This is a genomic window from Serratia odorifera, from assembly GCF_041448735.1.
Taxonomy (GTDB): domain Bacteria; phylum Pseudomonadota; class Gammaproteobacteria; order Enterobacterales; family Enterobacteriaceae; genus Serratia_F; species Serratia_F odorifera.
In genome coordinates, this window is record NZ_JBGMUT010000003.1 from 72,921 (window position 1) to 89,794 (window position 16,874).

Annotated in this window: 17 protein-coding genes; 3 read left to right on the forward strand and 14 right to left on the reverse strand. The window is 56.7% G+C overall.

What is annotated here, in order from left to right; all coding sequences use genetic code 11:
- Positions 1-28: 28 nt before the first annotated feature.
- Positions 29-916: a LysR family transcriptional regulator gene (locus tag ACCC84_RS10790; RefSeq protein WP_004958028.1), complete on the reverse strand. Its 888-nt coding sequence runs from the start codon at positions 914-916 to the stop codon at positions 29-31.
- Between the two features lie 137 nt (positions 917-1,053).
- On the opposite strand from ACCC84_RS10790, the gene ACCC84_RS10795 reads away from it, so the two are divergent.
- The gene (locus ACCC84_RS10795; RefSeq protein ID WP_004958031.1) at positions 1,054-1,470 is read left to right on the forward strand and encodes a CidA/LrgA family protein; all 417 of its coding nucleotides are present in this window, start codon (positions 1,054-1,056) and stop codon (positions 1,468-1,470) included.
- The gene (locus ACCC84_RS10800) at positions 1,467-2,156 is read left to right on the forward strand and encodes an LrgB family protein (protein ID WP_004958033.1); all 690 of its coding nucleotides are present in this window, start codon (positions 1,467-1,469) and stop codon (positions 2,154-2,156) included. Before ACCC84_RS10795 ends, ACCC84_RS10800 begins: the two co-directional genes overlap by 4 nt.
- Positions 2,157-2,196: 40 nt before the next feature.
- Here the strand turns inward: ACCC84_RS10800 and ACCC84_RS10805 are convergent, their stop codons facing one another.
- The 13 genes from ACCC84_RS10805 to acuI form a co-directional block, all read right to left on the reverse strand.
- Complete coding sequence (locus tag ACCC84_RS10805; protein ID WP_371901909.1) at positions 2,197-2,889, reverse strand: CTP synthase C-terminal region-related (seleno)protein; 693 nt, start codon at positions 2,887-2,889, stop codon at positions 2,197-2,199.
- A 137-nt stretch (positions 2,890-3,026) separates the two neighbouring features.
- Complete coding sequence (gene lpxP, locus ACCC84_RS10810; protein WP_004958036.1) at positions 3,027-3,947, reverse strand: kdo(2)-lipid IV(A) palmitoleoyltransferase; 921 nt, start codon at positions 3,945-3,947, stop codon at positions 3,027-3,029.
- Positions 3,948-4,379: 432 nt separating this feature from the next.
- Positions 4,380-4,676, reverse strand: a complete 297-nt coding sequence (fis, locus tag ACCC84_RS10815; protein ID WP_000462905.1) for a DNA-binding transcriptional regulator Fis — start codon at positions 4,674-4,676, stop codon at positions 4,380-4,382.
- A gap of 21 nt (positions 4,677-4,697) precedes the next feature.
- Complete coding sequence (gene dusB, locus ACCC84_RS10820) at positions 4,698-5,663, reverse strand: tRNA dihydrouridine synthase DusB (RefSeq protein WP_004958039.1); 966 nt, start codon at positions 5,661-5,663, stop codon at positions 4,698-4,700.
- 527 nt (positions 5,664-6,190) lie between these two features.
- Positions 6,191-7,072: a 50S ribosomal protein L11 methyltransferase gene (gene prmA, locus ACCC84_RS10825; RefSeq protein WP_004958041.1), complete on the reverse strand. Its 882-nt coding sequence runs from the start codon at positions 7,070-7,072 to the stop codon at positions 6,191-6,193.
- A gap of 11 nt (positions 7,073-7,083) precedes the next feature.
- Positions 7,084-8,529 carry a sodium/pantothenate symporter gene (gene panF, locus ACCC84_RS10830; RefSeq protein ID WP_004958042.1) on the reverse strand — a complete coding sequence of 482 codons (1,446 nt, stop codon included), beginning with the start codon at positions 8,527-8,529 and terminating at the stop codon, positions 7,084-7,086.
- On the reverse strand, positions 8,519-8,761 hold the full coding sequence (locus ACCC84_RS10835) for a YhdT family protein (protein ID WP_004958044.1): 243 nt from the start codon (positions 8,759-8,761) through the stop codon (positions 8,519-8,521). The genes panF and ACCC84_RS10835 overlap by 11 nt, the downstream gene beginning before the upstream one ends.
- 193 nt (positions 8,762-8,954) lie before the next feature.
- Positions 8,955-10,304, reverse strand: coding sequence for an acetyl-CoA carboxylase biotin carboxylase subunit (gene accC, locus ACCC84_RS10840; RefSeq protein ID WP_004958046.1), 1,350 nt, complete (start codon positions 10,302-10,304; stop codon positions 8,955-8,957).
- Between the two features lie 13 nt (positions 10,305-10,317).
- Positions 10,318-10,785 (reverse strand): acetyl-CoA carboxylase biotin carboxyl carrier protein, encoded by a 468-nt coding sequence (accB, locus tag ACCC84_RS10845; RefSeq protein ID WP_004958048.1) that lies wholly within the window; start codon positions 10,783-10,785, stop codon positions 10,318-10,320.
- Positions 10,786-10,876: 91 nt separating this feature from the next.
- Positions 10,877-11,329, reverse strand: coding sequence for a type II 3-dehydroquinate dehydratase (gene aroQ, locus ACCC84_RS10850; RefSeq protein WP_004958050.1), 453 nt, complete (start codon positions 11,327-11,329; stop codon positions 10,877-10,879).
- Between the two features lie 307 nt (positions 11,330-11,636).
- Positions 11,637-12,236, reverse strand: a complete 600-nt coding sequence (gene msrQ, locus ACCC84_RS10855; protein ID WP_004958053.1) for a protein-methionine-sulfoxide reductase heme-binding subunit MsrQ — start codon at positions 12,234-12,236, stop codon at positions 11,637-11,639.
- Positions 12,237-13,238, reverse strand: a complete 1,002-nt coding sequence (gene msrP, locus ACCC84_RS10860) for a protein-methionine-sulfoxide reductase catalytic subunit MsrP (protein ID WP_039991617.1) — start codon at positions 13,236-13,238, stop codon at positions 12,237-12,239.
- Between the two features lie 150 nt (positions 13,239-13,388).
- Positions 13,389-14,366 carry an acrylyl-CoA reductase (NADPH) gene (gene acuI, locus ACCC84_RS10865; protein WP_039991619.1) on the reverse strand — a complete coding sequence of 326 codons (978 nt, stop codon included), beginning with the start codon at positions 14,364-14,366 and terminating at the stop codon, positions 13,389-13,391.
- A 304-nt stretch (positions 14,367-14,670) separates the two neighbouring features.
- Between acuI and csrD the strand changes: the two genes are divergently transcribed.
- On the forward strand, positions 14,671-16,602 hold the full coding sequence (gene csrD / locus ACCC84_RS10870) for an RNase E specificity factor CsrD (RefSeq protein ID WP_004958057.1): 1,932 nt from the start codon (positions 14,671-14,673) through the stop codon (positions 16,600-16,602).
- The last annotated feature ends 272 nt before the right edge of the window (positions 16,603-16,874 follow it).

The following is a 16,874-nucleotide window of genomic DNA, read 5'->3' on the forward strand; positions in this document are numbered from 1 at the left end:
TGCCACAGGGCCGCGTTTGCGGCCCTGATTATTTCAGCGTCGGCCAGAAGTCGCGACAGCAGGCAATCCAGGCCTGTGCGCTATGGGAAAGATAACTGCCCTGGCGCCAGATCAAGCCGACCTTCCATTCCATTACCGGTTCCAGTGGCAGCCAGATCAAACTGCTTTTATCCAGCCACTGGCACACCGGTTCCGGCAGCATGGCTATCCCGACGCCGGCCTGGACCATCGAAGCCAGAAAATCCCACTGTCCGCTGCGTACCGCGATTTTTGGGGCGATATCGGCCTGGCGGAATGCGGTCATCAGCATTTTGTACAGCGCGAAATCCTCGTTGTAAATCAGGATTGGCCAGTCAGCCAATTCGCTGATAGCCACGCTGGTGCGGGTTTGCCAGTGCGCATTGCGCGGGGCGACCACGCACATGGGATGGCGTAGCAACGGCAAGAAGGTGAGCGGTTGTTCGACATCGGGCGAATATACCGTCATGGCGAGATCCAGTTCGCCGGCCAGCACCGCCTGTTCGCCGGACAGTCCCCCCAGTTCGGAAATCTTCAGTTCTACGCCAGGATAGGTTTGGCGAAAGGTACGGATCAGTTCGGCGATCTGCCGGCCCACCATCGGCGGTATGCCCAGTCGCAGCACCCCTTTACGTACCGAGCCGATGTCTTCAAGCTCCGCCTCAAGCTGGCGGAATTCATCCAGAATGGCCAGACCGCGCTGATAAACCGCCTGACCGCTGTCGGTCAGATGCAGCTTTCGCCCCTCGCGGATTAGTAGCGTGCATTCCAGTTCCTCTTCCAGGTGACGCAGCATTTTGCTGATGGTTGGCTGGGTGACAAACAGTTTTTCCGCGGCGCGGGTAAAACTTTGCTGACGCACCACTTCAACGAAGTAGCGCAGGGTGCGAACATCCACAGTTTTTCTCCAGATGAGCGATACCGGCGGTAAACTATTCCCTTACGGCATGATGTTGATAATTTTAATTCATTTCAGTGGATGTTTCTCGGCTGCGTATACTGAAACTCGGAATTTTTTGCTCGAGGTTAGATGCCATGTCTATGGCGTTACGCGCGGCGGCGCCATCGCTGCTCAACCGCTTACAGGTACCGATCCAGGTCATTTTGTATGTGGTGCTATTTCTGATTGCCGATCGGCTGGTACAGCAGTTTCATCTGCCGCTGCCGGCCAATATCGTCGGCATGTTGATGCTGCTGTCGTTGATTGTGCTGCGGGTGTTGCCGCTGCGCTGGGTGAAGGCCGGTTCACGCTGGTTACTGGCCGAAATGCTGCTGTTCTTTGTCCCGGCGGTGGTGGCGGTGGTGAACTACGCCCAGTTACTGATGGTGGAGGGGTGGAAGATCTTTCTGGTGATCGCCATCAGCACCACGTTGACACTGGGTGCGACCGGAGTGGTGGTCGATCGCGCCTACCGTTTCGAACTTTGGCTGCAACGGCGTAAAGCACGATGAATGACTTTTTTATCAGTGCGGTGTGTTTTGCCGCGACGCTGGCGCTGTATTACGTCAATAAGAAACTGTATCGCCGGCGGCGTACGCTGTTGCTGATGCCGCTGGTGTTAACGCCGATGGTTCTGGTACTGCTGCTGGTGGTAACGCACGTTTCCTATCAGGATTATATCGGTGAAACCCATTGGCTGCTGTGGCTGCTTGGCCCGGCGACCATCGCGTTTGCCGTGCCGGTTTACGAGAATCTGCATATTATTCGCCGCCACTGGCTGTCGCTCGGCGTTGGGGTCGTCACCGCGGTGCTGGTAGCGGTGTACAGCTCGGTGTGGCTGGCGCAGCTGCTGACGTTGCCGGAAGAAGTACAACGTAGCCTGGCGGTACGTTCGATTACCACGCCATTTGCCTTGGAGGCCGCCAGACAAATGGGCGGCCAGCCGGATTTGGTTGCGCTGTTTGTGGTGATCACCGGGGTGTTTGGCATGGCGATTGGGGAGATCCTGTTTCTGCGGTTAGCAGTGCGCAGTCGTCTGGCGAAGGGGGCCGGGCTTGGCGCCTCGTCACACGGCGCCGGCACCGCCCGCGCCTATGAAATGGGTGAAGAGGAAGGGGTGGTTTCAAGTTTGGTGATGATGCTGGCTGGCATCATCACCGTCGTGGCCGCGCCGCTGATTGGCCAACTGATGTGGTAAATGCAGACCTCTGCGCCGGTGAAGGCCGGCGCCGAAGCTGTTAGCGTCGTGCGGCGTCGATCAGCGCAACCACCAGCGGTGATAGCTGTTCATGCAACGCGGCGCGTTCAGACTGGAACAGCGTTGCCATGAAAAAACGGTGCTCGGGCAGTTCGATGGAGCGCACATCGCCCTCGCGATCGTGGCCGCTGATAATCAGCGGATATGGCTGGAGTTCGGCGACAAAATCCGGATTTACACCAAAGTTACAGTGATACCCCTCATGCGTTTCCAATCGGCCATAGATTTCAGCAATGCGCGTTTGCGGCAGAAAGACGACGGTGTCGGTTTTTTCCACCAGCGAGCAGGTTAACGGGGTAATGACCTGGCGGCCATCGCTGTCGGTTTCCGCGTGGCTGGCATTGTGCCAGCCCATGACGTTACGGGCATACTCCACTACCGCATACTGGAACCCACCGCAGGAGCCGAGGAATGGCACGTTCTGCTCGCGTGCGTGGCGGATAGCGATAAATGCGCCGTCATCGTTTTGATACGGGCTACCGGGGACGAGCCAGATGGCGTCGTAGTCTGCCAGTACTTCAGCATGGTTGACGGTTTCAGTCGGCAACCAGCAGGAGTCGATGTCGACATCCAGGTGAGCGGCGGCAAGGGACAGAGCAATGGGAATGGCCTGGTGGGCAACGGCCTGGGGACGAAAGTCTCCGACCAAGGCAATGCGGACTCGGGTTTTCATTACTGTTTCCTGTGTAGGGAAAGTATGAAGGTTACAACAATGTTAACTATAGTGCCGCTGGAATCTGGCAATATGGCACGAAATGCCGGGGAGATAACAGCGGGCGCAGCAGGCGCTACGCCCGGCATGGCAGGGGATCAGTACAGGGACGGCGCACCGGTCGGGCGCGTTTTGAACCGGCGATGCAGCCACATATATTGCTCTGGCGCTCGCATAATCTCTTTTTCTACCACTTTGTTCATATAGGCCGCTGCGGCCATTTCATCGGCGATTGGGTAATCTTCCAACGCCGGCTGGATCAGCAGATCGTAACCGCTGCCGTTTTCACGGCGAATCAGCACTACCGGCACCAACGCCGGTTTAGCCATGCGTGCCAGCATAAAGGTGCCGCTGGTGGTGGCGGCCTGGTCAACGGCAAACAACGGTGCGAAAACGCTGCCGCGTGGGCCGTAATCCTGATCCGGTGCGAACCACACCGCTTCGCCGCGCTTCAGCGCATGTACCATGCCGCGCAGATCCTTACGATCGAGCATCGCCTTGTTGGAGCGCATGCGACCTTTGGTCTGCGCCCATTCCATGGCCTTATTGTTGTGCGGGCGATACATCGCCATCATCGGCTGGCACAGGCCCATCGCGCGGCCGCCGAGTTCCAGTGACATGAAATGCACGCCAATCACCAGCACGCCGCGCTGGTTTTGCTGCGCCATTTTGAGGTGGTTGATGCCGGACACGTTAAACCAGCGTTTTACACGTTTGTCGGACCAGAACCAGGCCATGCCGGTTTCCAGCAGACCCATGCCGAGGGATTCGAAATTGCCGATCACCTTGCGCTCACGCTGTGCTTCGTCCATATCCGGGAAACACAGTTCCAGGTTGCGGCGGGTGATCGAGACGCGGCGCTTCAAAAAGCGCATCGAGGTACGGCCCATCCATACCCCCAGTCGGTGTAATACGGGGTAGGGCAGTTGAACCAGCAGGAACAGCACCGCGAGGCCAAACCAGGTCAGCCAGTAGCGGGGGTGCAACAAGGCACGTTTGAATTTTTGCGGACGCTTCATATCAACTCATTTTGCGTTAAGGGGTAGAAACCTGTAACGCATAAAGAAGCCACTCGATAGCGATACAATTACTCAGACACCCAGACCAGATTATCGTTTAGTCATTGACTAAATCTTTACATTCGAAGGGCGGTTCGCGTGCTAATCAGGCGGAAGAAGAACGGCTGTTGGCAAGCCGACGTGGCTCTAAGAATGTACAGTATACCACAGCCTACGGCAGTGAATGTAAGAGGGATATGTGATTATTCTCATTCCGCCGCCGTGAGGATACGGTGAGTCACTGCCGTGCTGGTAAGGCCTGGCTACGCTGCAAAGCGATTAAGCGACGGCATGAGCGGTGTGCCCGTCGTTTTTCGTCGGCGCCCGTCTGGGCAAATAAAAAGGCGCCGCCTCTTGCGAGGTTGCGCCTTTTCAACATGCAACTGACTAGTATCAGTTCATGCCGTATTTTTTCAATTTCTTACGCAGGGTACCGCGGTTGATGCCCATCATCAGGGCTGCACGGGTCTGGTTGCCACGGGTGTATTGCATCACCATGTCCAACAGTGGCTGTTCAACTTCAGCCAATACCAGCTCATACAGGTCGTTCACATCCTGACCATTCAGTTGAGCAAAATAGTTCTTCAGTGCTTGTTTAACCGAGTCGCGCAGAGGCTTTTGGGTCACTTGATCCTGTGAGTTCACGGTTGAAACGGTCAGTACGTCAGAATTTACGCGTTGTTCGAACATAGTTCTGTCAGCTCTTTTTTGTTACGCAAGATTTTCGAAATATGCCTCCAACGCCTCCAGCTGTTCGCTGGCATCCTCTATGGCGTTGAATGTGCGCCGAAACTGGTCATTCGGGGCGTGTTCCTGTAGGTACCAGGATACGTGCTTACGAGCAATCCGGAATCCCTTGCCTTGGCCGTAAAAGCCGTGCAATTCCCGAATGTGCCCTATCAACAAGCGCTTTACCTCGCCAAGTGGCAGCGGTGGCAGCAACTCCCCAGTGTCCAGATAATGCTGGATTTCCCGGAAGATCCAGGGTCTCCCCTGAGCAGCACGGCCTATCATCAGAGCGTCAGCCCCGGTGTAGTCGAGCACTGCCCTGGCTTTATGCGGGTCAGTAATGTCGCCATTCGCGATAATCGGAATGGAAACGTTCTGCTTAACTGCCCGAATGCTGTCGTATTCCGCGTCGCCGTTAAACAGGCAGGCACGGGTTCGGCCATGAATCGTCAAGGCCTGAATACCACAGTCTTCGGCCAATTGGGCAATCTCTACACAGTTACGGTGTTCTGGTGCCCAGCCGGTACGGATTTTCAGCGTTACCGGTACATCCACCGCATTAACTACCGCGAGGAGGATCTGTTTAACCAGATCCGGGTACTGCAACAAGGCAGACCCTGCAAGTTTCCGGTTCACCTTCTTGGCCGGGCAACCCATATTGATGTCGATGATCTGCGCGCCGCTGGCCACGTTAATCTGGGCGGCGGCGGCCATATCATCCGGATCGCAACCGGCAATTTGCACGGAGCGAATCCCAGGTTCATCGCTATGAACCATGCGCAGACGTGACTTATCCGTTCGCCACACCTCCGGATTGGAGGAGAGCATTTCGGATACAGCCATCCCAGCACCCATTGCATGACACAAGGTTCTGAACGGGCGATCGGTGATCCCGGCCATCGGGGCCGCAATCAGGCAATTTGTTAACTGGTGGTGTCCAATGCGCATAGACAAAGAGTGACCATACTGTGTCCGCAAGGGCGCGTATATTACGCATTTTTTCGTCGAGATGAAAGGCCAAACTTTGACCAATTTACTGCAATCGATCAATGAAAATGCGCTTCACAGCGCGGCTATAAAATATTATATATATTTAACAACAACTTGATTAATTGTGCTCATTTTGTGTTCAGCAAAATAATCGCCAAACAACAGGATTTTATCTGTCGCTGACGGCTTTTTAGCAACTAAACAGCAGGAAGCGGCGGGAGTTATCAGGGTAAAACATTGATGTTGGAGCAATATCGTGGGGGGGCTTCTCGGCGATGCAGAGGCGGCGACGCTGAAAAGGGCGAGTGGCTCCGTCGATGATGATAAGTCCATTCAGCGGCTGTATGGGGCGTCTGTTGGCATACGGGAACACCAGTGTGGCCGGAAATGGCGTCAGCGGTGAGCCATCACCGCCGAGGGGGAAGCAGAGCAACTCGCTCCCACCGTATTTTACCGCGGCGGTGGGGGCGAGCAAACGCGGATGCTTAGCGGCGTTGACCGGTAATGCGGCACCAGTCTTCTCTTTCGGCGACCGGGTCGAGCGCAAAGCTATCCTGGTAGGCTTCTGCCACGCTGCTTGCCTGGGTCGCCAGCACGCCGGACAGGCCAAGATAACCGCCGGACTTTGGCAGGCAGCCAATCAACGGTGCCAATTCGCGCAGTGGCCCAGCCAGAATGTTCGCCACCACCACGTCAGCCTGTAAATCGGCCGGCTGGTCTTTAGGCAGATACAGCTCCAGCCGCTCTGAAACGCCGTTACGCTGGGCGTTGTCACGACTGGCCTGAATCGCCTGCGGGTCGATATCAATGCCGATGGCGCGTGCGGCACCGAGTTTCAGCGCCGCAATCGCCAGAATGCCGGAGCCGCAGCCGAAATCGATCACGGTTTTACCTGCCAGATCGAGGCCGTCGAGCCATTGCAGGCACAGCGCGGTGGTCGGGTGCGTGCCGGTACCGAATGCCAGGCCCGGATCCAGCATCACGTTGACGGCGTCAGGATCTGGCACGTCGCGCCAGCTCGGGCAGATCCACAGACGTTCGCCGAAGCGCATCGGGTGGAAGTTATCCATCCATTCGCGCTCCCAGTCCTTGTCTTCCAACTGTTCGATTTTATGGCGGAAGCCGGCACCCAGTAGCGGGTGTTGCTCCAGGATCGCCACCACTTCGGCCATATCGGTTTCAGCGTCGTAAAGACCGATCACATCGGTATCACCCCACAGCAGGGTTTCTCCCGGCAGCGGTTCAAATACCGGATTATCGTGGGTGTCCTGAAAGGTCACCGAGACCGCGCCGCTTTCGACCAGCGCATCGCTCAGGGCTTCCGCCTGGCTGCCGGTGGTGTTCAGTTTAAGTTGGATCCAAGGCATAACAATTCTCTTCAAGAAGATAAGGATGATGCCGCCCGGCGCTTGTCGCCGAAGGCATTACCGATATAAAACGCCAGCAGGCTCAACAGCAGCGCAGGCACGATAGGATGCAACCCGGCTAACTGCAGTTTCAGGCTGGCCAATAGCGTATAGCATACCGCACCTGTCACCATTGAGCTAAGGGCGCCCTGGGCATTGGCGCGCTCCCAGTACAGGCCGAGCACCAGCGGCCACAGGAACACCGCCTCCAGGCCACCAAACGCCAGCAGGTTCAGCCAGATGATCATCTCGGGCGGACGCCATGCGGCCAGCAGCACCAGCAGCCCGAGGATGAGCGTGGTCAGGCTGGAGAAGCGCTTGATCATTTTTTCGTTACCCACCTGCTGCGGCCGCACGCCAAGGTACAGGTCTTTTATGATGGTGGCGGAAGATTGCAGCAGTTGAGCATTGATGGTCGACATGATCGCCGCCATTGGCGCGGCGAGGAAAATACCGGCGGCATAGGGTGGTAGCACGGTGATCATCAGCGTCGGGATCACCTGATCGGGGATCTTCAAGTCGGGGAGTACCGCACGGCCCAGCGCGCCGGCCAGGTGCATGCCAAACATCAACAGCGCCACCACCACGGTGCCAAGAATAATGCCGCGGTGTACCGCTTTACTGTCTTTGTATGAAATGCAGCGCACTGCGGTATGCGGCAGGCCAATTACCCCGAAGCACACCAGGATCCAGAACGAGGCCATAAACGGCAGGCTGAGGATCTGCTCTCCACCCTGCGGCGATACCAGCGCTGGATCGATCTGTTGCAGTTTGTCCACCGCGCTGTGCAAGCCGCCGGCAGCGTGGATCACCGCCGTCAGCAGCAATACGGTGCCCAACAGCATCACCAGTCCCTGCATGGCGTCGTTGAGCACGCTGGCGCGGAATCCGCCGAATGCGGTATACAGCGCGATGCTGAGGCCGAAAATCAGCAAGCCGGTGTCATAAGGGATACCCGCTGCGGTTTCCAGCAGGCGGGCGCCGCCGATAAACTGTACCGTCATGGCGCCGAGAAATGCCACCAGCAGGCTCAGGCTGGCCAGCCACACCAGCAACCGGCTGTGATAACGGGCGAACAGCATATCGTTAAGGGTGATAGCGTTATAGCGCCGTGCCAAAATAGCGAACTTCTTGCCCAGTACGCCAAGCGACAGCCACACCGCCGGCAGTTGGATCATTGCCAGCAGCACCCAGCCAAGACCATATTTATACGCCGCGCCCGGCCCGCCAATAAACGAACTGGCGCTGATGTAAGTGGCCGTCAGCGTCATCGCCAGCACAAAGCCGCCCATCGAGCGGCTGCCGAGAAAATATTCATTGAGAAAATTGCCGCTCTGCCGACGGCTGTAGGCATAGGCTGAAAGCCCGAATACCAGCAACAGGTAGGCGATCAGCGGGATGATGATTTCAGTTTGCATCGTTGTCCTCCAGCGGGATATCGCGGAATACGCTGCGAACCATCAGCCAGCACAATACGATAAACAACAGCGGCACCAGCAGGCAGGCCATTTCGAACCAGTGCGGCAGGCCGGTGACGCCTATTTCGCTGTCCGGCAGATAGGCTGCCAGCGCCCAGGCGAGCACATACAACAGCGTGAGGCCAAGCGCCCAGCGCGCTTCACGATGAGCCTGTATAAAACGTTTTTCCATCCGTAGCTCCAAGCGGTTTACGGTCTCCCCGTTGTTTTGCGCCGTAGCGGCAATGCCAGGGGGAAGATGGATTTACCAGAGGAAAGGGATTTTACGTCAAGGTCGGCATTTGCCAAGTGATTAAGCTACCGGAAGCCGCAAAGAAAAGGGCCGGTGATATACCGGCCCTGGTCATATGAGATCAGGCGACAACTCAGGTTTCTTGCAGACCCAGTTTCTTCTCCAGATAGTGGATATTGGTACCACCGTGCTGGAAGTTTTCGTCGTTCATGATCTTGAGTTGCAGCTCAACGTTGGTTTTGATGCCGTCGATGATCAGTTCAGCCAGCGCATTTTTCATACGCGCGATCGCCACGTCACGGTTTTCACCGTAAGTGATCAGCTTGCCGATCATGGAGTCATAATATGGCGGCACGGTATAACCGGAATAAATATGAGACTCCCAACGCACACCAAAGCCGCCTGGCGCATGGAAACGGGTGATCTTGCCCGGGCTTGGCAGGAAGGTGTTAGGATCTTCGGCGTTGATACGGCATTCCACCGCATGGCCCTGTACCTTCACTTCTTCCTGTTTGATCGACAGCGGTTGACCGGCAGCGATGCGCAGCTGCTCTTTGATCAGATCCACGCCGGTGATCATTTCGGTAACCGGGTGTTCTACCTGGATACGGGTGTTCATTTCGATGAAATAGAACTCGCCGTTTTCATACAGGAACTCGAAGGTGCCTGCACCACGGTAGCCGATTTCCACACAGGCCTTCGAGCAGCGCTCGCCAATGTAGCGACGCATTTCGTTGGTGATGCCGGGTGCCGGTGCTTCTTCGACCACTTTCTGGTGGCGACGCTGCATCGAACAGTCACGCTCGGCCAGATAGATGGCGTTACCCTGGCCGTCCGCCAACACCTGAATTTCGATGTGGCGTGGGTTTTCCAGGTATTTTTCCATATAAACCATGTCGTTGTTGAAAGCCGCTTTGGCTTCCGCCTTGGTCATGGAAATGGATTGTTCAAGATCTTTGTCGCTGCGTACAACGCGCATACCGCGACCGCCGCCGCCGCCGGACGCCTTGATAATCACCGGATAGCCGATGCGTTTGGCAAAGGCGCGGTTCTTATCCATGTCGTCGGTCAACGGGCCGTCAGAACCGGGTACGCAGGGTACGCCGGCTTTCTTCATCGCGTTGATGGCGGAAACCTTGTCGCCCATCAGGCGGATGGTTTCGGCTTTCGGGCCGATGAAGATGAAGCCGGAACGCTCGACCTGCTCGGCAAAGTCGGCGTTTTCGGACAGGAAACCGTAGCCCGGGTGGATCGCCACTGCGCCGGTGATTTCAGCGGCAGAGATGATGGCCGGGATATTCAGGTAACTTTTTACCGATGGTGCCGGACCGATGCACACGGTCTCGTCAGCCAGCAGTACGTGTTTCAGATCGCGATCGGCTGCGGAGTGTACCGCAACGGTCTTGATGCCCAGCTCTTTGCAGGCACGCAGGATACGAAGCGCGATCTCGCCACGGTTGGCGATAACAATTTTATCAAGCATGTGGTGCGCCTCGTTATTCGATGACGACCAGTGGCTCGTCATATTCTACCGGTTGGCCGTTCTCAACCAGGATGGCTTTTACCGTACCGGATTTGTCGGCTTCGATCTGGTTCATCATTTTCATCGCTTCAACGATGCACAGGGTATCGCCGGCGTTGACTTTCTGACCCACTTCCACGAAGGCTTTCGCATCCGGGCTTGGGGTACGGTAGAAGGTACCTACCATTGGGGAACGAACGATGTGGCCACTCATGGCCGCTGGTGCTGCAGGGGTTTCTGCGGCAGGCGCAGTGGCAACGGCGGTAGCCAGCGCAGGTTGCTGCTGGGCCGGCATTGCATAGGCCTGTTGCATCATCGGGTAAGCCTGCGCCGGTGCGGCACGGCTGATACGAACCGACTCTTCGCCTTCAGAGATTTCCAGTTCAGAAATACCTGATTCTTCAACCAGTTCGATCAGTTTCTTGATTTTACGAATATCCATGAGTGTGATTCCGTACTCTTTTTGCGTAAACCCTTGCTACCTGGCGTTGCAGACGCGATGGCGTGGCTGCGACACTCGGTATTGGGGGTATTTAGTTGGATTTTGACAAGCGGTTAGCCGCTGCCTGTAAAGCAAAGCTGTAGCCATCCGCGCCGAGACCGCAAATCACGCCTACCGCAATATCGGACAGGTAAGAGTGATGGCGGAAAGGCTCACGGGCGTGCACGTTGGACAGGTGAATCTCGATAAACGGGATTTGCACCGCCAGCAGCGCATCGCGCAGCGCCACGCTGGTATGCGTGAATGCCGCAGGGTTGATCAGAATGAAATCCGTATTGCCGCGTGCCTGATGGATACGATCGATCAGCGCATGTTCGGCGTTGGATTGCAGATGGCTCAGAGTGATGTCCAGCGCGAGCGCCTGGTTTTCCAATCCGTTAACAATCTCGGTTAACGTCATGCTGCCGTACTTGTCCGGCTCACGCGTCCCCAGCAGATTAAGATTGGGGCCGTTCAGAAGCAAAATGTGAGACTTGTCTTGCATTGTGCTGGCATCTCCGGCAATAAAACCATCATCGTTCAAAATAACCCGATGTTAGCGATTTGTCACCTTTTTCGGGGAAAAAACGCGCGCCCCTTACGGGTAAGGTCGGGCATTATAACGATATCGTAGCAATTCGCAGCTAAATACTGGTCTTATCAGCGAAGATATTCAAGCTCAATCTGGCAGGGATGCGGTTCCCCAGCCGGAAAAAGTCGCGCCGTTGGCATGGGCCAGCGCCGCGTGCCGCGTGAAAAAAGCCGATGTGCAGGGTATCTGAGAATGGCAAACGGAAAAAGTTCCGCCAGTGTCAGCGCCACCAGGCGCGGAATTTCTTGTAACGCAGAGCCAGCAGTACCGCCGCCAGCAGCGCATAGATCACCGGCTGTGGTGAGAGGGTCTTCACCGACCAGAGATAGTGGATCGGTGCCAGGATGGCTGCCAGATAGACGAAGTTATGCAATTTCTGCCATTTGCTGCCCAACTTGCGCATGGCCCATTGGGTCGAGGTTGCCGCCAGCGCCAGCAGCACCAGCCAGCTGATAATGCCGAGCGTCAGATAAGGGCGCGATACCAGTTCGCTGCCCAACAGGCCCAGGTTGTTCAACCCCAGTTCAAGGGTCGAGTAGCTGATCAGATGCAAACTTCCCCAGGCAAAGCACCACAGACCAACCAGGCGACGGCAGCGCATCAGCAACGCCTGGTGGCTATAGCGCGCCAGCGGGGCAATCAACAGCGTGGCCAGCAGCAGTTTGAGCGTCATGCGGCCGGTAAAATGCTGAATGTCCTTGGCCGGATCGGCGCTGAGCCAGCCTTGGTTTACCGCCAGTATCAGCCACAGCAGCGGCAACAAGGCGGCCAGATGGATCAGCACCTTTAGCGCCGTAATATGTACCGGTTTCAGCCGCACTTAGAAGTTCTCCCGCAAATCCATACCGCGGTAGAGCGAAGCCACCCGATCGCCATAACCGTTGAACAGCAACGTCGGCTGTCGCTTGACGTCCAGGATGCCGCCTGAGCCGATGACCCGCTCGCTGGCCTGTGACCAACGTGGGTGATTGACCTGCGGATTGACGTTGGCGTAAAAACCGTACTCGTTCGGCGCAGAAAGGTTCCAGGTGGTCGGCGGCTGGTCTTTGGTCAAACGAATGTGCACGATGGACTTGATGCCCTTGAAGCCGTATTTCCACGGGGTAATCAGGCGCAGCGGTGCGCCGTTTTGCGGCGGCAGCGTTTTGCCGTACACGCCGACCGTTAACAATGCCAGCGGGTGCATCGCTTCATCCAGCCGCAGTCCTTCTACATAAGGGTATTTCAGGCCACCGCCGATAAAGCGATCTTTCTGCCCCGGCATCTGCTCGGGATCGTACAGGGTCTGGAACGCCACAAAGCGTGCATTGCCGTTTGGCTCGGCCAGCTTCAGCAGCTTGCCCAGTTCGAAGCCGATCCACGGCACCACCATCGACCAGGCTTCCACGCAGCGCATGCGATAAATACGCTGTTCCAGCGGGAAGCGTTTCATCAGATCATCGATATCAAGGGTGATCGGCTTGGCGACTTCGCCGTCGATGCGCACTTTCCAGTCTGCGGTTTTCAAACCGCCGGCGTTGGCCGCCGGATCGGCCTTGTCCAGACCAAATTCATAGAAGTTGTTATAGCCGGTCACTTTGTCTTCCGGCGTCAGATCCAGCTTGGCCTGCCACTGCGACGGCTGGCTGAATTCCAGCGCTTTGCCCGGCGGTGCCTTGGGACGATCGTTGCCCTTGAACCATGACAGCAGATCGGCCTGCGCATTAAGCGGCAGAGCCAGTGACGCAGCGCTGAGACCCAACGCCTGCAATACCTTGCGCCGCTGATGGAACACGCTTTCCGGCGTGACATCGGCTTCGGTCAGTTTACGCGGTTTGCTCATGGTCATGTCCTCCGTGGTGATGAATCAAGCATGGCGCGAAACGACGTCAGAAGCGAGCAGCCACCAGAAAATATGAAATTTCGCAGAAGGGGTGTGGGGGGCGATCGGGGCAGGAAAGTCAGGCGCGGCTGGCCGCGCCCGGCATGAATGCTAACGGATTTTCACCAGCGTACGGCCGGTCACCTGGTTGCCCAGCAACGCAGCCGCGGTAGCGGGCGCCTGCTCGAGCGTGATTTCATGCGTCGCCTGCTGGTAGAAGCTGTCCGGCAGGATACCGGCCAGGCGTTCCCAGGCGGTTTGCCGGCGGTGCAGCGGTGTATGCACCGAATCGACCCCTTGCAGGCGCACGTTGCGCAGGATAAACGGCATCACGGTGGTGGGCAACTGATAGCCGCCGGCCAGCCCGCAGGCGGCGACGGTGCCGTTGTAATTCATCTGTGCCAGTACGCGCGACAACAGCTTGTCGCCAACGGTATCCACCGCCCCGGCCCACAGCTGTTTTTCCAGCGGCCTTGGCGTTTCGATATAACCGCTGCGTGACAGCACCTCTTTGGCGCCGAGCGCTTTCAAATAATCGGTATTGCTGTCGCGGCCACTCAGCGCGGTTACCTGGTAGCCCAGGGCGGACAAAATGGCGATGGCGGTGCTGCCGACGCCGCCGCTGGCCCCGGTGACCAGCACGTTGCCATCATCCGGCCGCACGCCGCCGTCCTCCAGCGCCATGACGCACAGCATGGCGGTGAAGCCGGCGGTGCCAAGGATCATTGCCTTACGCTCATCCAGTCCCTGCGGCAACGGCACCAGCCATTCGCCGGACACGCGTGCGCGTTCCGCCAGTCCACCCCAGTGGTTTTCCCCGACGCCCCAGCCGGTGAGTACCACGCTCTGGCCCTCCTTGAAGCGCTGATCCTTGCTGCTGACCACCGTGCCGGCGAAATCGATGCCGGGCACCATGGGGAAGTTGCGCACGATTTTGCCTTTACCGGTGATGGCCAATGCGTCTTTATAGTTCAGACTTGACCAGTTGACCTCGACCGTGACATCACCGTCGGGTAAACGATCGTTGTCGATATCCTGCACCTGGGCGATGGTGTGTTCGTCTTGCTGTTCCAATAACAGTGCGCGCATGTCACTCTCCCTCTCATATAATTCGTGATGCGAATGGCTGAGTTTGCTTTCTTTGACTATATGCATAATAGGCAAGTTATGTCCTGATAAAGCACAAATTAATGTGGTTAAAAGGTTTCTTTCATTAGTTATGCTTGGTAGGTTGATGCGCAGCCCTGACGGCGAAACGCCACGTCATGCGCCGCTAAAAAACGGCGATTATCGCTTAAAAATCAGGATGCACGTTGGTGTCAGATAGACAGGATCGGTGCCTTCTCTCTCGAAAGGCGCGGAGTTACTTAACCATAGCGAACAAGGCACAGGGATGCGATTTACCACCAAACTCTCTGCATTGATTACCCTGCTCGTCGCACTGGCTATGTTTTTAATGCTGATGGGCTGTTCCTACAGCTTCTTCTATGTCACTCAGGAGCGCATGGATCGCCGTTTTGACGCGCTGGTCACCTCGATCGATCAGGCGCTGCTGCTGGACTCGCCGCAGGATCAGGAAAAGTGGTTGCCGCTGCTGACGCGGCCATTGGGCATCGTTGCGATCAGCGTGGATACAGCACGCCATAACGTATTACGTTATCAGTCGCCTACGGTAAAACAGCCGTGGGACGCTCTGGCAGGCTACCGTCAGGTTGCTTTGCCGCTGCTGCATCACCCCGAAAGTACGCTGCACATTACCTATCAGGATCCCTTTGCCGGGGACGTGCGATCGCTGCAGTCCACCATGGCGGTGACGCTGGCGATTGTCGTCATGGTGATCGTGCTGCTGCTCAGCCTGCGCTGGCTACGTGAACAGGCGGAAGGCGAGGATCTGCTCGAACGCCGTGCGCGGCGCATTCTCAACGGCGAGCGCGAAGAGGTGATGAAAGGTGAGGTGCGCGAATGGCCCGCCAGCGTCAGCGGGGCGCTCGATCGGTTGTTGGCAGACTTGGCCGAAGCGCGTGAAGAGCGCAGCCGGGTTGATTCTCTCATCCGGGCATTTGCCGCGCAGGATGCGAAAACCGGCCTTAACAACCGGCTGTTTTTTGATAACCAACTGACGACCCAACTGGAAGAGGACGGCTCGCACGGTATTGTGATGATGGTGCGTTTCCCGGACTTCGACACCCTGCGTGAAACCTACGGCAACGCCGCTGTGCAGGAGCTGATGTATTCGCTGGTCAATCTGTTGTCCACCTTCGTCATGCGCTATCCAGCCGCGCTGTTGGCGCGCTATTTCCACAGCGATTTTACCGTGTTGCTACCGCATCGTAGCTTGAAGGAGGCGGATGGCATCGCCTCACAATTGGTCAACGCCATCGATTCGTTACCCTCGAAGGCGCTTATCGAGCGCGAAGCGTTTCTGCATATTGGCATCGTGGCCTATCGCAGCGGACAAACCACCGAACAGATTATCGATTATGCCGAGCAGGCGACGCGCCACGCCGCATTGCAGGGCGAAAACGGCTGGCACGTCTATGACAGCCTGGTGCCGGAAAAAGGCCGCGGCAGCGTGAAGTGGCGTACCCTGCTGGAGCAGGTGCTGGCGCGTGGCGGCCCGCGCCTGTATCAGAAGCCGGCGATTGACGTCGACGGTGAGGTGCATCACCGGGAAATCATGAGCCGAATTTACGACGGTACGCAGGAATTGCTGCCGGCAGAATACATGCCGCTGGTGCAGCAGTTCGGGTTGGCGGAAAGTTACGATCGCCAGTTGATGGGGCGCATTATTCCGTTGTTGCGGTTATGGCCCGAAGAGACGCTGGCATTTCCGCTGTGCGTTGACTCATTATTACAGCGGCCGTTCCAGCGTTGGTTGCGCGATACGTTGTTACAATGCGAAAAAACGCATCGGCGGCGGATTCTGATTGAACTTGCAGAGGCAGATGTGTGTCAACATATCGACCGCTTACGCCCGGTGTTGCGTTTGCTTGCAGGACTGGGCTGTCGTCTGGCGGTTTCCCAAGCGGGTTTAACCGTGGTCAGCACTTCCTATATCAAGTCATTGCAGGTGGAAATCGTCAAGCTCCACCCGGGTTTGGTGCGGAGTATTGATAGGCGCGATGAAAATCAACTGTTCGTTCAGAGTCTGTCCAGTGCCTGCGAAGGGACCAGCGCACGGCTGTTTGCCGCCAGTGTGCGTACGCGCAATGAGTGGCAGACCTTGAAGGAACGTGGTATTCACGGTGGTCAGGGTGACTTTTTCGCATCGCCGGAACCGATCGATGTCGGGCGCAAAAAATATTCGCGCCGTTATCGTGTTTAAGCTGAATATTTGAGTGATTTTTAACGTAGAATGGCCCGTCCTTTCCTGTCGAACGTTGGTAGGTGCTTACCACCAGTGGCAATCAGGGAATATGTTAGATTTTATGAGCTGTGTTACGCCGTTTTTGTGCGTTGACAGGGTGGTAAGCTGAGCCTTTGTTCAGGGAATTCAGGCCTCATCCAATTTCCGCGCATTCGAGCAGAAACAATACAGACTATTTTTCACCGAAGTAGAACGTTTTTGCGCCTTGTCGCTGCTTCGTGTGGTTGGTA

Bases quoted from the DNA above. Each gene is read 5' to 3' on its own strand.
- ACCC84_RS10795 (WP_004958031.1), top strand. From the start codon at position 1,054: ATGTCTATGGCGTTACGCGCGGCGGCGCCATCGCTGCTCAACCGCTTA.
- ACCC84_RS10800 (WP_004958033.1), top strand. From the start codon at position 1,467: ATGAATGACTTTTTTATCAGTGCGGTGTGTTTTGCCGCGACGCTGGCG.
- ACCC84_RS10805 (WP_371901909.1), bottom strand. From the start codon at position 2,889: ATGAAAACCCGAGTCCGCATTGCCTTGGTCGGAGACTTTCGTCCCCAG.
- lpxP (WP_004958036.1), bottom strand. From the start codon at position 3,947: ATGAAGCGTCCGCAAAAATTCAAACGTGCCTTGTTGCACCCCCGCTAC.
- fis (WP_000462905.1), bottom strand. From the start codon at position 4,676: ATGTTCGAACAACGCGTAAATTCTGACGTACTGACCGTTTCAACCGTG.
- dusB (WP_004958039.1), bottom strand. From the start codon at position 5,663: ATGCGCATTGGACACCACCAGTTAACAAATTGCCTGATTGCGGCCCCG.
- prmA (WP_004958041.1), bottom strand. From the start codon at position 7,072: ATGCCTTGGATCCAACTTAAACTGAACACCACCGGCAGCCAGGCGGAA.
- panF (WP_004958042.1), bottom strand. From the start codon at position 8,529: ATGCAAACTGAAATCATCATCCCGCTGATCGCCTACCTGTTGCTGGTA.
- ACCC84_RS10835 (WP_004958044.1), bottom strand. From the start codon at position 8,761: ATGGAAAAACGTTTTATACAGGCTCATCGTGAAGCGCGCTGGGCGCTT.
- accC (WP_004958046.1), bottom strand. From the start codon at position 10,304: ATGCTTGATAAAATTGTTATCGCCAACCGTGGCGAGATCGCGCTTCGT.
- accB (WP_004958048.1), bottom strand. From the start codon at position 10,785: ATGGATATTCGTAAAATCAAGAAACTGATCGAACTGGTTGAAGAATCA.
- aroQ (WP_004958050.1), bottom strand. From the start codon at position 11,329: ATGCAAGACAAGTCTCACATTTTGCTTCTGAACGGCCCCAATCTTAAT.
- msrP (WP_039991617.1), bottom strand. From the start codon at position 13,238: ATGAGCAAACCGCGTAAACTGACCGAAGCCGATGTCACGCCGGAAAGC.
- acuI (WP_039991619.1), bottom strand. From the start codon at position 14,366: ATGCGCGCACTGTTATTGGAACAGCAAGACGAACACACCATCGCCCAG.
- csrD (WP_004958057.1), top strand. From the start codon at position 14,671: ATGCGATTTACCACCAAACTCTCTGCATTGATTACCCTGCTCGTCGCA.